At 54.6% G+C, this 12,746-nt stretch carries 15 protein-coding genes; 9 read left to right on the top strand and 6 right to left on the bottom strand.

Translation table 11 applies throughout. The features are described from left to right. Positions 1–82: 82 nt before the first annotated feature. The 3 genes from cbpM to ACH1XZ_RS03080 all read right to left on the bottom strand — a co-directional run bounded on the left by cbpM (position 83) and on the right by ACH1XZ_RS03080 (position 1,546). Entirely contained in the window at positions 83–376 is a 294-nt protein-coding gene (cbpM, locus tag ACH1XZ_RS03070; protein ID WP_395594283.1) for a chaperone modulator CbpM, read from the bottom strand. Further along, entirely contained in the window at positions 376–1,296 is a 921-nt protein-coding gene (gene cbpA / locus ACH1XZ_RS03075; protein ID WP_395594284.1) for a curved DNA-binding protein, read from the bottom strand. Before cbpA ends, cbpM begins: the two co-directional genes overlap by 1 nt. 61 nt (positions 1,297–1,357) lie before the next feature. Then, positions 1,358–1,546, bottom strand: coding sequence for an IS1 family transposase (locus ACH1XZ_RS03080; protein ID WP_395594285.1), 189 nt, complete (start codon positions 1,544–1,546; stop codon positions 1,358–1,360). Between the two features lie 107 nt (positions 1,547–1,653). Here ACH1XZ_RS03080 and ACH1XZ_RS03085 point away from each other — a divergent pair, with 107 nt between their 5' ends. Further along, positions 1,654–2,694 (top strand): TerC/Alx family metal homeostasis membrane protein, encoded by a 1,041-nt coding sequence (locus tag ACH1XZ_RS03085; protein ID WP_395594286.1) that lies wholly within the window; start codon positions 1,654–1,656, stop codon positions 2,692–2,694. 30 nt (positions 2,695–2,724) lie between these two features. Here the strand turns inward: ACH1XZ_RS03085 and ACH1XZ_RS03090 are convergent, their stop codons facing one another. Next, positions 2,725–3,402: an HAD family hydrolase gene (locus ACH1XZ_RS03090; protein ID WP_395594690.1), complete on the bottom strand. Its 678-nt coding sequence runs from the start codon at positions 3,400–3,402 to the stop codon at positions 2,725–2,727. 555 nt (positions 3,403–3,957) lie between these two features. On the opposite strand from ACH1XZ_RS03090, the gene ACH1XZ_RS03095 reads away from it, so the two are divergent. From ACH1XZ_RS03095 to ACH1XZ_RS03125, 7 genes are all read left to right on the top strand, one after another. Next, the gene (locus ACH1XZ_RS03095; protein ID WP_395594287.1) at positions 3,958–5,079 is read left to right on the top strand and encodes a branched-chain amino acid ABC transporter substrate-binding protein; all 1,122 of its coding nucleotides are present in this window, start codon (positions 3,958–3,960) and stop codon (positions 5,077–5,079) included. Positions 5,080–5,158: 79 nt separating this feature from the next. Beyond that, positions 5,159–6,073, top strand: coding sequence for an ABC transporter permease subunit (locus ACH1XZ_RS03100; RefSeq protein WP_035894152.1), 915 nt, complete (start codon positions 5,159–5,161; stop codon positions 6,071–6,073). Between the two features lie 9 nt (positions 6,074–6,082). Further along, positions 6,083–7,372, top strand: a complete 1,290-nt coding sequence (gene livM, locus ACH1XZ_RS03105; RefSeq protein ID WP_395594288.1) for a high-affinity branched-chain amino acid ABC transporter permease LivM — start codon at positions 6,083–6,085, stop codon at positions 7,370–7,372. Continuing rightward, positions 7,369–8,247, top strand: coding sequence for an ABC transporter ATP-binding protein (locus tag ACH1XZ_RS03110; RefSeq protein ID WP_395594289.1), 879 nt, complete (start codon positions 7,369–7,371; stop codon positions 8,245–8,247). The genes livM and ACH1XZ_RS03110 overlap by 4 nt, the downstream gene beginning before the upstream one ends. After that, positions 8,244–8,960, top strand: a complete 717-nt coding sequence (locus tag ACH1XZ_RS03115) for an ABC transporter ATP-binding protein (RefSeq protein ID WP_395594290.1) — start codon at positions 8,244–8,246, stop codon at positions 8,958–8,960. Before ACH1XZ_RS03110 ends, ACH1XZ_RS03115 begins: the two co-directional genes overlap by 4 nt. A gap of 44 nt (positions 8,961–9,004) precedes the next feature. Continuing rightward, positions 9,005–9,658 carry a LysE family translocator gene (locus ACH1XZ_RS03120; protein WP_395594691.1) on the top strand — a complete coding sequence of 218 codons (654 nt, stop codon included), beginning with the start codon at positions 9,005–9,007 and terminating at the stop codon, positions 9,656–9,658. A gap of 77 nt (positions 9,659–9,735) precedes the next feature. Continuing rightward, a complete protein-coding gene (locus tag ACH1XZ_RS03125) occupies positions 9,736–10,401 on the top strand; it encodes a YecA/YgfB family protein (protein WP_395594291.1) in 666 nt (221 codons plus the stop codon). Positions 10,402–10,479: 78 nt separating this feature from the next. On the opposite strand, the gene tyrP is transcribed toward ACH1XZ_RS03125, so the two are convergent. After that, positions 10,480–11,631: a tyrosine transporter TyrP gene (gene tyrP, locus ACH1XZ_RS03130; RefSeq protein ID WP_395594692.1), complete on the bottom strand. Its 1,152-nt coding sequence runs from the start codon at positions 11,629–11,631 to the stop codon at positions 10,480–10,482. A gap of 254 nt (positions 11,632–11,885) precedes the next feature. Between tyrP and ACH1XZ_RS03135 the strand changes: the two genes are divergently transcribed. Then, positions 11,886–12,125: a YecH family metal-binding protein gene (locus ACH1XZ_RS03135; protein WP_322263104.1), complete on the top strand. Its 240-nt coding sequence runs from the start codon at positions 11,886–11,888 to the stop codon at positions 12,123–12,125. Between the two features lie 35 nt (positions 12,126–12,160). Here the strand turns inward: ACH1XZ_RS03135 and ftnA are convergent, their stop codons facing one another. After that, positions 12,161–12,658 (bottom strand): non-heme ferritin, encoded by a 498-nt coding sequence (ftnA, locus tag ACH1XZ_RS03140; RefSeq protein WP_123652219.1) that lies wholly within the window; start codon positions 12,656–12,658, stop codon positions 12,161–12,163. Positions 12,659–12,746 lie beyond the last annotated feature (88 nt).

Consider the following 12,746-nt stretch of genomic DNA (forward strand, 5'->3'; position numbering starts at 1 on the left):
GCCGCTATGCCATATGCTGAGCAATGTCATTAAGAGTGGGTAGGGGATAATAAAAGGACCAGCCGCTGCTGGCCCTGACACCCTAAGGATGGCTGTTAAAGCGAGACAGCCGCTGGCGCAGCAGGCGGTTTTCCTGACGTAACTGCGCATTCTCCTCCAGCAACGTTAGCGCAACGGCAATTCCCGGCCAGTCAAGTTCCAGCTCCTGACGCAGGCGCACCGCGCGACGCATTACGGTCAGCGCATGGTCGTCAAACGTCTGGTTTTCATGAGGCTCAATCACCCCTAAGCCGATAATCTCATGGAGCTCCTCTTCTGATACACCGGTGTACAGACAAAATTCGGTAATGGTAAAGGTGACGGTGACGTTAGCCATTATGCTTTCCCCCACTCTTTGCGTGGATCAAAGGTCTTTTGTGCATCCGCCAGCTGTTGCCACAGGGCGGCGCTGGCATCGTCAGGTTTCGGCGGCATGACTATTTTGATCACCGCATACAAATCGCCGGTATGTTTTTTACTGACCAGACCCTTGCCCTTAATGCGTAGTCGCTGCCCGGCCTGGCTTCCCGCCGGAATGGTCAGCAGGATGCTCTCTTTTAGCGTCGGAACGGTAACTTTCGTGCCCAACGCGGCTTCCCATGGCGCGAGAGGAACGACCACTTCCAGATCCTGATTAACGATATCGAACAGCGGATGCGGCGCAATATGGATAACCAGCCACAAATCACCGTTTGGCCCACCGTTTTCGCCGGGGGTACCCTGGGCTTTCAGACGGATACGCTGACCGTTACCGACGCCAGCCGGAATTTTCACATTTAGCGTTTTGGGAATTTCACGTTCAACCATGCCGAATGCATTGTAGACCGGCAGGTTGTAACTGATAGTGCGGCTATGCTCAGCAAGCGTTTCTTCGAGGAATACGGCAACTTCAATTTCGATGTCGTGCCCGCGGCTGGCAGGGCGCTGGCGCGACTGGTGGGCATGCTGACCAAAAATGGAGGAGAAGATATCGTCGAACTCTTCGGCACTGTAGCTTTGATTCTCTCCTTGTTGGAATTGACGGCTGAACTGTGGATCGTTACGGTGCTGCCACAGCTGGTCGTACTCGGCGCGTCGCTGCTCATCACTCAGTATTTCCCAGGCTTCAGCAACCTCTTTAAACCGGGCCTCCGCGTCAGTCTCTTTACTGACATCAGGATGATATTTACGGGCAAGTCGACGATAGGCGGTCTTGATTGTCTTGAGATCGTCTGTCGGTTTCACGCCCATAATGGCGTAATAATCCTTTAATTCCATAGCGTTCTCTCGTGTAAATCAACACTTGCAGAAGGTGAACCGTGACAACAGGTATCACCGCTTAGTTTAGGGTAATCCTGATAATAGCGAATGCCAACCGGGAAGCAGGGATATTGCTATAAACGATGCGGTTGTGCACCACCAACAGCGCTTTTGACGTTATGTTGCGACCAGGACGGTAAACCTGAGCGGACTGACAACGGGGACGATGAACGTTTACGCTGGCGGGTTCGAATTGCGTTCCAGACATTGATTTTCATATTAAAATCGCACGGGTAAAATCCTGGAGCTGCGTTATGCTTATCAGGTTTTATTCCGTGGGACATCCCGCGGACTGATATCGTTCAGGAATAAATAATGGACTCCACACACATTGGCTTTCCAGCCGAAACAGTTCTGGTATTTGTCGCGTTATCGGTAGGGGCTATTGCTATCGATCTGTTTATGCATCGCCATGACAAACCGATATCGCTGAAGAGCGCCGCGCTTTGGTCCATTTTCTGGGTCATTGTAGCCATGGTCTTCGCCAGTTTCTTATATTTTCATCATGGTGCCGAAGTCGCGAGCCTGTTTATCACCGGATACGCGCTTGAGAAGGTGCTCTCGGTGGATAACCTGTTTGTCATGATGGCTATCTTCTCCTGGTTTGCCGTTCCGGACCGTTTCCGACACCGTGTGCTCTACTGGGGGATTGTTGGGGCGATTGTATTTCGCGGCATTTTTGTTGCTATTGGTACCGGCCTGCTTAGCCTCGGGCCGTACGTCGAGGTGGTGTTTGCGCTGATCGTGGCGTGGACGGCAGTAATGATGCTTAAAAGCAAAGATGAGAGTGATGAAATTCAGGACTACTCACAGCATCTGGCGTATCGCCTTGTGAAACGGTTTTTTCCTATCTGGCCGAAGCTGAAAGGGCATGCCTTCTTGCTGAATCAAAAAGAAGTGGATGAGGAACTGGCCAAGCCGGAAAACCGCGACGTGATGATGGGGCGCGGGATGAAAGCCGCGCGTTATGCCACGCCGCTGCTGCTGTGCGTCGCGGTTGTTGAGCTGTCTGATGTGATGTTCGCTTTTGACTCTGTGCCTGCGATCATTGCCGTCAGTCGCGAACCCTTGATTGTCTATAGCGCGATGATGTTCGCCATCCTCGGTCTGCGTACGCTCTACTTTGTTCTCGAGGCGCTGAAGCAGTATCTGGTGCATCTGGAGAAGGCGATAATCCTGCTGCTGTTCTTTATTGCGATTAAGCTGGGGCTGAACGCCACCGACCATATCTGGCACCACGGTTATAGCCTGAGCGCGACAACCAGCCTTTATGTAGTGCTGGGCGTATTGGCACTGGGTATCCTTGCCAGCGTGCTGTTCCCGGAGAAATCGGGCGAAGACGAAAAGAATGGATGAATGCGCCCCGGTGATTTCACCGGGGGGAAATCAGGTTAACTCTTTCATAAACTCGCTGCGAAACCGCGCAATTGGGTTTTTCTTACGCGACCAGCTTGATTGGAAATGCTGCCAGTGAGCATCGCTGGCCGTCGCCAATAGTTCATAGTCCCCGCGCGTATCGCCCCATGCGCGGATATGATACTGATTGAGCGGACCGTAAACCGCTTCAAGGCGGTTAATCTTATGAATACACCGGCAGTTATGCCCGACGATCCGCCCCGTCAATACACCGTCTTTGCTTTCCAGCTCGGTGCCAATCAGCTTAATGCCCAGCTTATCAGCGAAAGGTCGCAGGACAATCATCGGCGAAGCCGAGCACAGCGTCACCTCGGCACCGGTTGCGACCTCTGCGGCAACCGCCAGAAGCCCCGCTGGGCGCATCAGCTTTTTCCACGACTTCTGGCAGTAGGCTTCCGCTTTATCCTGCACCCATTTTTCATCGCGGCCAGCCAGGAAAGTGGTGATTAACACTTCCTTGAGCTCATCGCGGGTGAGGCGACGACGGAAACACTGCAATGAAGGGATCACGAGGCGCAGCATCTTGCGGGCAAACTGACGACGACCGAAGGCAAATTTTAAAAAAGGGATAAAGCTGTCGTGCCGGGTCAGCGTTCCGTCAAAGTCAAAAACGGAAAGGATCTGTTTATCGGCCTCGGTTATCATCATCATTTTTCACGCCATTATTGTGTAAAAACAAAATATTAAAACAAAAGATTGCGGATGCAAAATGTATCTGGAGTCATTCCTTCGTGTGCTTTCTATTAGCGTAGAACAAGAAAAGCGCCGATATCAATGAAGATACGCGCTAATACTGCAACGACAAGACAACGGGTTAGGCTGAATGCTTTTATTCCCGTTGCCCCATAAAAATCCCGCGTTGCACCATCAGCTAACATAACCCGCCCATTTTGCTACAAAAATGCACAAAGCGTGACTATTGCATTATTTATGTACTTTATTGTTAAGGAGATGTGATCCCCGCCGTAATTTCACCGCGCCGAGGCAGAGGCCTTATACGCGCACTCTATACTCAAAATTGTCTAAATCCGAGCAAGGGTGCGCAAAGTTGGCAACCATTTTGCTTAATGATTTGGCCTGAAAAGCGTAAGGAAACCTCGCCGTTATCAGCAGGATATTGTCAGGATGTCGTTGTTTGGTGCTCGCGCCAGCCGTTCGGCTTCACACCGCTATGCATAAACCTCTTTGCTAAGGTAGATAATAATGTCGCTGAAATTGATAAAAAGTCCGCTTTCTCTTGTGTTGGCAGGTTGTCTGGTGACGGCGTTTTCCGCCCAGGCCGATATCGTCATCGGTGTTGCGGGGCCATTCACGGGTCCTAACGCCACCTATGGCGATCAATACTGGCATGGTGCCACCCAGGCGGCAGCGGATATCAACGCTGCCGGTGGGATAAACGGCGAAAAAATTAAGCTGGTGCAGGGGGATGATGCCTGCGAACCCAAACAGGCCGTATCGGTTGCCAACCGGCTGGTCGATCAGGATAAAGTGCAGGCCGTCGTCGGTCATTTCTGCTCTTCTTCCACCATGCCCGCATCAGAGGTTTATAACGACGCAGGTATTCTTGCCATTACTCCAGGCTCAACCAATCCACTCATTACCGAACGCGGGATGAACGACATGTTCCGCATGTGCGGCCGCGATGACCAGCAGGGCGGCGTCGCCAGCGATTTCATTATTGATAAGCTGAAGGCCAAGCGCGTGGTGATCATCCACGATAAAGACACCTACGGTCAGGGGCTGGCCGATGCCACTCGTGCCGCGCTGGCAAAACGTGGCGTCAAGGATGTGATGTATGAAGGTCTGTCGCGTGGGGAAAAAGACTTTAACGCCCTCGTGACCAAAATTAGTGCGCAGAAGCCGGACGTAGTGTTCTTCGGTGGCTGTCACCCGGAAGCCGGCCCGCTGGTGCGTCAAATGCGTGAGCAGGGTGTGCAGGCGAAATTCTTCTCCGGTGACTGCATCGTCAACGAAGAGATGGTCACCGCCGCGGGCGGGCCGCAGTACACCAAGGGCATCTATATGACCTTCGGCAAAGATCCTCGTCTGATCCCGGACGGCAAAGCGGTTATCGAGAAATTCCGTGCCAATAAATTTGAGCCGGAAGGCTACACCCTCTACTCCTACGCCTCTATTCAGGCCATTGCCGCCGCGTTCAAAGCCACCGGTGGTGCTGATTCTGCAAAAGCCAGCGCCTGGCTGAAAGCCAACCCGGTTGAGACGGTGATGGGTAAAAAAGCCTGGGACAGCAAAGGGGACCTGAAGGTCTCGGATTACGTGGTCTACCAATGGGATGACCAGGGCAAGTACAAGGAAGTCGAGTAACGAGACGGAATCACGCTCAGCGCCGGGATGCTCCCATCCCGGCGCTCAATAATAGATGGCACAACATGAGTGAGCGATGATGGAGACATTCTTCCTGCAACAGTTAGTCAATGGATTGACGCTAGGTTCCGTCTACGGATTGATAGCCATTGGTTACACCATGGTTTACGGCATTATCGGCATGATTAACTTCGCGCACGGCGAAGTGTATATGATATCGGCCTATCTCTGCGCCATCGGTCTGGCGCTGCTCTCCTTTTTTGGTCTGCACTCTTTTCCATTGCTGATCCTGGGCACGCTGGTGTTTACCATCGTGGTGACGGGGGTTTACGGCTGGACGATTGAGCGCATCGCCTATAAACCGCTGCGCAACTCGACGCGCCTGGCACCGCTGATTTCCGCCATCGGGATGTCGCTCATCCTGCAAAACTATGCGCAAATCAGCCAGGGGCCGCGTCAACAGGGCGTGCCGACGATGCTCGACGGCGTGCTGCGTCTGCATATTGGCGAAGGCTTTGTGCAGATAACCTACACCAAAATCTTTATTCTGCTGGCCTCGTTTGCGGGCATGCTGCTGTTGACCTGGATAATCGGCCATACCCGCCTTGGGCGCATGTGCCGCGCGGTGCAGCAGGATCGCAAAATGGCGTCCATCCTCGGCATCAATACTGACCGGATTATCTCGCTGGTGTTCGTTATCGGCGCGGCAATGGCGGGGCTGGCGGGGGTGCTTATCACCATGAACTACGGCACCTTTGATTTCTATGCCGGGTTTATCATCGGTATTAAGGCCTTTACCGCCGCGGTGCTGGGCGGCATTGGTTCGCTGCCGGGAGCGATGCTCGGCGGGCTGCTGCTTGGCGTGGCCGAAGCGCAGTTTTCGGGGCTGGTGAACACCGACTACAAGGACGTCTTCTCCTTTGGTCTGCTGGTGGTGATTCTGATTTTCCGTCCGCAGGGGCTGCTTGGCCGCCCGATTGTCGCCAAAGTGTAGGAGCCGAAAATGACGCATTCAACGGCCGTACACGACGGTTTTTCTCTTAAGCGCTGCGTGCTGGATGCGATTTTCGCAGGCCTGGTGGCGCTGATTATCTTTGGCCCCATTGTGGGCGTGGTGCTGGACGGCTACAGCTTCAACTTTAACGGCCAGCGGCTGGTGTGGATTGTCGCGGCGGTGATGATCGGGCGCTTTGCCTTAAGCGCGCTGTTGATGACTGCGATAGGCAGGCGCTTTAGCGCCCGCTTTGAGGGGGATAGCGCCGGGGTGTACGTCCGCTCGCCGGACTATAAAAGCAGCCTGCGCTGGGTTATCCCGCTGATACTGGCGCTGGCGGTTTGCTTCCCGTTCGTGGCGACGAAATATGTGCTGACGGTGGCGATCCTCGGGCTTATTTACGTGCTACTTGGTCTGGGGCTGAACATCGTGGTTGGGCTGGCGGGGCTGCTCGATCTGGGCTACGTCGCCTTCTACGCCATTGGCGCTTACGGGCTGGCGCTGGGGTATCAGTATCTTGGGTTGGGCTTCTGGTCAATGCTGCCGATTGCGGCGCTGATGGCCGCCGCCGCCGGCGCGCTGCTTGGCTTCCCGGTGCTGCGAATGCACGGTGATTACCTGGCTATCGTGACGCTAGGCTTCGGGGAGATCATCCGTCTGGTGCTCAATAACTGGTTGAGCTTTACCGGTGGCCCGAACGGCGTATCGGCACCGCCGCCAACGTTCTTCGGCCTGGAGTTTGGCCGTCGGGCGAAAGAGGGCGGTGTGCCGTTCCACGAGTTTTTCCATCTCACCTATAACCCTAATCTCAAGTTTATCTTTATCTATGCGGTGCTGGTTCTGGTGGTGCTGCTGGTGCTGTACATCAAACATCGTCTGACGCGAATGCCGATTGGCCGCGCGTGGGAAGCGCTGCGTGAAGATGAAATTGCCTGCCGTTCAATGGGGCTTAACCACGTGCTGGTGAAGCTGTCGGCGTTTACGCTCGGCGCTTCCACGGCGGGTATTGCCGGGGTGTTCTTCGCGACCTATCAAGGGTTCGTCAATCCGACCTCGTTCACCTTTTTTGAGTCAGCGCTGATCCTCGCCATCGTGGTGCTGGGCGGTATGGGCTCGACCATCGGCGTGGTGCTGGCGGCATTTGTCTTAACCGTCACCCCGGAACTGCTGCGCAGCTTTGCCGAATATCGCGTGCTGCTGTTTGGCGTATTGATGGTGGTGATGATGATCTGGCGGCCGCGCGGCCTGATTCGTATTAACCGCAGCGGTTTTGCCGTGCGTAAAGGAGTCGCGCCATGAGCCAGGACGTGATTCTGAGCGTCGAGCACTTAATGATGCATTTTGGCGGCATTAAGGCGCTGAACGACGTTAACCTTGAGGTTAAGCGCGGGTCTATCACCGCGCTGATTGGTCCGAACGGCGCGGGGAAAACCACGGTATTTAACTGCCTGACCGGCTTTTATAAGGCCTCCGGCGGCAAGATTCTGTTCAATACCCGCAATAAAACCACCAACGTGATTCAGATCCTCGGGCAGAAGTTTCAGCCCGGTGACTGGATTAACCCGGCGCAGTTCGGCCAGCGGTTGTTCTACAAAATGTTTGGCGGCACCCATCTGGTTAACCGGGCGGGGCTGGCGCGAACGTTTCAGAATATCCGCCTGTTCCGCGAAATGTCGGTGATTGAAAACCTGCTGGTGGCACAGCATATGCAGGTCAACCGCAACCTGATTGCCGGGGTGCTCAATACGCCAGCCTATCGCCGAGCGGAAAGCGACGCGCTGGATCGCGCCTTTTACTGGCTAGAGGTTGTCGATCTGGTGGACTGCGCTAACCGGCTGGCGGGGGAGATGTCCTACGGCCAGCAGCGTCGTCTGGAGATTGCGCGCGCCATGTGCACCGGTCCGGAGATGATTTGCCTCGATGAACCGGCGGCGGGTCTGAACCCGGTTGAAACCCGGGCGCTGAGTAAGATTATCCGCTTCCTGCGCGAGCACCACGCGATAACGGTGCTGCTGATTGAACACGATATGGGGATGGTGATGGAAATATCGGACAACATTATCGTGCTCGACCACGGCGACGTGATTGCGCAGGGAAGGGCGGAGCAAATTCAGAACGATGAAAAGGTGATTGCCGCTTATCTGGGCACCAGCGAAGACGAGGTGAGCCTATGAGCGAGCCGATGCTGGAGTTTCGCGATGTCGACGTGTTTTATGGCGTGATTCAGGCGCTAAAACAGGTCTCTTTGCAGGTCAATAAAGGCGAAACGGTCTCACTGATTGGCGCCAACGGGGCGGGGAAATCCACCCTGTTAATGTCGATTTTTGGACAGCCGCGCATTCGCGGCGGGCAAATTCTTTTCTGTGGGGACGATATCAGCCATAAATCGACCCACTACGTGGCCTCGGGCGGTATTGCGCAGGCGCCGGAAGGACGACGCATTTTCCCTGATATGACCGTCGAAGAGAACCTGCTGATGGGCACCATCCCAGTAGGAACGCAGTATGCGGCGGAAGACCTGCAAACCATGTTCGACCTTTTTCCCCGCTTAAAGGAGCGGCGCAAGCAGCGGGCAATGACCATGTCCGGCGGCGAGCAGCAGATGCTGGCTATTGCCCGGGCGCTGATGAGCCGCCCGAAGCTGCTGTTGCTGGATGAACCGAGCCTTGGCCTCGCGCCGATTGTGGTGAAACAAATCTTCCAGACGCTGCGCGAGCTGGCGCGCAACGGCATGACGATTTTTCTTGTGGAGCAGAACGCGCACCATGCGCTGAAGCTCTCGGACCGCGGTTACGTGATGGTCAACGGCCAGATTCGCCTTAGCGGCAGTGGCGAAGAGCTGCTTGGCAATCAGGAGGTGCGCAAAGCGTATCTGGGCGGGGCGTAGCGTGCTATAACAGAGTATCTTTAACTGTGCTGCTTACAAAAATCATGCCTACGCTCGAAACCTTTTTAACCTTCCTTGCCGCGCTAGCGCTGCTCGAAATCTCACCCGGCCCGGACATGATGCTGACCATCGCGCGCGGTATCGGTCAGGGTCGGCGCATTGCGCTGCTCTGTGTACTGGGGAACGTCTTTATTGCCGGGTTTGTGCAAGTCTCGTTCCTGGTCTTAGGACTGGTGACGGTGGTCCACGCCTGGCCGATGGCGTTGGATATTCTACGTTGGGTCGGTGCCGCCTACCTTATCTGGCTCGGTATTAAGATGCTGGCGACCTCCGGCACGGATACCCGGCTGAAGCGCACCGTGCGCATCTCCGGCAAACAGGCGCTGAAAGAGGGGGCTATTAACAGTCTTACCAATCCAAAATCGGTGCTGTTTATGTTTGCCTTCTTGCCGCAGTTTGTCGACCCGGCGGTGGGGCCAATCTGGATACAGCTGCTTATCTTTGGTGTTATCCAGAAGCTTGCCGGTATCTTCTCACTGGGTAGCGTGGCGATGGCCTCCGGCAGCTTTGGGGAATGGCTCGGTAAGCATCCGGGTTTTCTGAAGTGGCAGGAACGTTTTACCGGCGTGGTGATGATTGGTCTTGGCCTGCGCATGCTGCTTGGCGGTAGCGCAATGTCGTCGGGGAAAGGGCAATGACGCTGGAGTTCAACGCCAAACTCCTGCATCATTGCGCCTTAAATGATATGCCTCATCAACAACGATAGAGAAAGAGTATGAAAACGGGACCGTTAACCGAAAGCGAACTGGAATGGCTGGACGAGACAATTGCAAAGCATGCTACCGATGCGTCAATTATTGATGTGTCTGAACTGGACGGCATGCTGACGGCGATTCTGTCGTCTCCACTGGAGATTGAACCCGCCGAGTGGATGTTCGCCGTATGGGGTGGGGCTGACCACGTGCCGAACTGGGCAACCGACCGCGAGCGCGATCGTTTTGTTAACCTGACGCTGCAGCATATGAGCGACATCGCTGATCGCCTGAACGACTACCCGGATCAGTTTGAACCGCTGTTTGGTACCCGTGAAGAAGAGGGCCAGGAGCTGACCATCGCTGAAGAGTGGTGCTATGGCTACCTGCGCGGTGCGGCGCTGACCGATTGGTCCGGCCTGCCAGAAGAACAGCAGGCGGCGTTTGACGCTATCGCTCTGCACGGTGACGAAGAGAAAACGACAGCGCTGGGTGCCTTTACCGCCGACCAGTATCTCGACAGCATCGATAACATCAGCCCGGCGGCGCTGGCGCTGTTCGACTACTGGATGGATAACCCAAAAGAAGCGCCGGTCAAACAACCGATTAAAAACGAGCAGAAAGTGGGACGTAACGATCCATGTCCCTGCGGCAGCGGCAAAAAATATAAGCAGTGCTGCGCAAAATAATGTTGTAGCCCGGACGAGGCGTTTACGCCGACTCCGGGTCATTCCCGGCGTCGCTTTGCTCGGCCGGGCTACGCATCATTACCCCACCGACGGTAACAGCCCCATCGCAATTCCCGCCTGAATCAAAATCACCGCAATCCCGCAGGCAAAAACCAACCACAGCACCGGCTTGCCGCCGGCAACACGGTATCCACCTTCCGGGTGATGCTTACGACTTTGCATTGTCAGCAGTGACGGAATAATCAACGCCAGTACCGCCAGCGCGACGCCCGCATAGCCGAGCGCCATCACGAAGCCGCGCGGGTAAAACAGCGCAAAGGCCAGCGGCGGCAGGAAGGTGATAGCCCCGGTTTGCAGTCGCCCGCGCACGCTGTTTTTGCGCTGGAACAGGTCGGCCAGATAGTCAAACAGCCCTAAGGCGACGCCGAGGAATGAGGTTGCCAGCGCCAGGTCGGCGAACAGATGCACCGCGAGTTCAACGTGCGGTGAGGCCACCACTTCACGAATGGCCAGCAGCAGACCGTTCAAGCCGGTGTGTTGCTCCATCAGCGCGCTAAACACCGGTGAGTCAATGCTGCCGAGCGTGGCAAGCTGCCAGAACAGATAGGCGACCAGCGGGATGGCGCTGCCGATAACAAACACGCCGCGCAGTTTACGAATATCGCCGTTCATGTAGCTGACAATACTCGGCACGCTGCCGTGGAAACCGAACGAGGTGAAGATCACCGGGATGGCGGAGAGCGCCAGCCCTTGCTCCAGCGGCAGCGTCATCAGATTGATTTTATGGATGTGCGGCAGCAGCAGTATCAGCATGACGACCAAAAAGATGATTTTGGCGCTGAATAGGAAGCGGTTAAACAGATCGACCAGCGAGGTGCCGATACAAATCACCAGACCGCCGACGGCGGTAAACAGCAGTACGCCGAGCGATGGCGGCATATCCATACTGAACCACTGGCTCAGGCTGGAGGCCAGCAGTTCGCCCGCGCCGCTGATGTAGGCTGCGGTCAGCGCATACATCAGGAACATCATGCTAAAACCGGTCGCCCATTGGCCATAGCGACCGAGGTAGCGTAATGCCAGCGTTCCGAGGCCCGTGTCGGCAGGTACGTGCTGGTAAACTTCCAGCAACAGCAGGGCGGTGTAGCACATCAGCGCCCACAGGCCAGCCAGCAGCAGCACGGTAACGCCAAAACCGACGCCTGCGGATGCCAGCGGCATCGCCAACATTCCTGCGCCAATCGTGGTGCCGGCTACGATTAAAATACTCCCCAGGGTACGGTTTTTCACGCTTTCCTCTACTTCAGAACAGATTAACGACTAAAGATGCCGCGCAGAGTATGTGAAACCTCTCGTTTCGTCAAATCTGAATTACAGTGGGTGTACAAAATTATTTACGTATTCATTCAGCGCGGGAAAAGCTGCGCTAGCGCAAAACATGCAAAGTAAATGCAGTTTATGGTGACGTTTTTACAGGAGGAATAATGGAATCTATTCACGGTCATGAAGTGCTGAATATGATGATTGATTCAGATGAACAGTACAGTATTGAAAGTCTGGAAGCGGCCATCCATGCCCGCTTTGGCGAGCAGGCGCGTTTTCATACCTGTTCAGCAGAAAATATGAGTGCTGCCGAGCTGGTCGCATTTCTGCATAAGAAAGGAAAATTTATTCCGCGGGAATCGGGCTTTACGACGGCCGAAAGTAAAATTTGCCGTCATTAATCGGCAGCGGCGTGTAATACGCCGCTGCACGAGTATTAATTTTGTGTATCGAGCGTGGCCAGCTCTTTATCAATAAAGTACAGGCCTTCACCGCTTTTACCCGCCAGCGTCAGCTTATCGATAACGGATTTAAACAGTTTCTCTTCTTCGTGCTGCTCAGCCACATACCATTGCAGGAAATTAAAGGTCGGGTAATCCTGATTGGTCATCGCCGCATGCGCCAGCTCGTTGATTTGAGCGGTGATCAGCTGTTCATGTTCGTAGGTGACGCGGAACAGTTCGTCCAGTGAGGCGTACTCGGCAAACGGTGACTGAATGCTATTAATGCGTGGCAGGCTACCGGTATCGGTCAGGTAGTCAAACAGACGCTGCATATGCGTCATCTCTTCCTGCGCGTGGCGGCGTAAAAAGGCAGCTGCGCCTTCAAAACTGTTGAAGCTACACCAGGCACTCATCTGCTGATACAACAGAGAAGAATAGAGTTCGAGATTCATCTGCTCATTTAATTTCTCGATCATTGCCGCTTTAAGCATGTTTTCGCTCCAGGAATAATACGTTACGAGTTAATTACAGCGGCACTATAAATTGTTATTAATTTATTTGCAAAAGGTAAATATAAAA

The sequence above is a fragment of the Kluyvera chengduensis genome (assembly GCF_044197065.1).
Lineage (GTDB): Bacteria > Pseudomonadota > Gammaproteobacteria > Enterobacterales > Enterobacteriaceae > Kluyvera > Kluyvera ascorbata_C.

Excerpts from the sequence above, each read along its gene's own strand:
- ftnA (WP_123652219.1), bottom strand. The coding sequence starts at position 12,658 with ATGCTTAAAGCGGCAATGATCGAGAAATTAAATGAGCAGATGAATCTC.
- tyrP (WP_395594692.1), bottom strand. The coding sequence starts at position 11,631 with ATGTTGGCGATGCCGCTGGCATCCGCAGGCGTCGGTTTTGGCGTTACC.
- ACH1XZ_RS03110 (WP_395594289.1), top strand. The coding sequence starts at position 7,369 with ATGAGCCAGGACGTGATTCTGAGCGTCGAGCACTTAATGATGCATTTT.
- cbpM (WP_395594283.1), bottom strand. The coding sequence starts at position 376 with ATGGCTAACGTCACCGTCACCTTTACCATTACCGAATTTTGTCTGTAC.
- ACH1XZ_RS03125 (WP_395594291.1), top strand. The coding sequence starts at position 9,736 with ATGAAAACGGGACCGTTAACCGAAAGCGAACTGGAATGGCTGGACGAG.
- cbpA (WP_395594284.1), bottom strand. The coding sequence starts at position 1,296 with ATGGAATTAAAGGATTATTACGCCATTATGGGCGTGAAACCGACAGAC.
- ACH1XZ_RS03080 (WP_395594285.1), bottom strand. The coding sequence starts at position 1,546 with ATGTCTGGAACGCAATTCGAACCCGCCAGCGTAAACGTTCATCGTCCC.
- livM (WP_395594288.1), top strand. The coding sequence starts at position 6,083 with ATGACGCATTCAACGGCCGTACACGACGGTTTTTCTCTTAAGCGCTGC.
- ACH1XZ_RS03120 (WP_395594691.1), top strand. The coding sequence starts at position 9,005 with ATGCCTACGCTCGAAACCTTTTTAACCTTCCTTGCCGCGCTAGCGCTG.
- ACH1XZ_RS03115 (WP_395594290.1), top strand. The coding sequence starts at position 8,244 with ATGAGCGAGCCGATGCTGGAGTTTCGCGATGTCGACGTGTTTTATGGC.
- ACH1XZ_RS03090 (WP_395594690.1), bottom strand. The coding sequence starts at position 3,402 with ATGATGATAACCGAGGCCGATAAACAGATCCTTTCCGTTTTTGACTTT.
- ACH1XZ_RS03100 (WP_035894152.1), top strand. The coding sequence starts at position 5,159 with ATGGAGACATTCTTCCTGCAACAGTTAGTCAATGGATTGACGCTAGGT.
- ACH1XZ_RS03135 (WP_322263104.1), top strand. The coding sequence starts at position 11,886 with ATGGAATCTATTCACGGTCATGAAGTGCTGAATATGATGATTGATTCA.
- ACH1XZ_RS03095 (WP_395594287.1), top strand. The coding sequence starts at position 3,958 with ATGTCGCTGAAATTGATAAAAAGTCCGCTTTCTCTTGTGTTGGCAGGT.
- ACH1XZ_RS03085 (WP_395594286.1), top strand. The coding sequence starts at position 1,654 with ATGGACTCCACACACATTGGCTTTCCAGCCGAAACAGTTCTGGTATTT.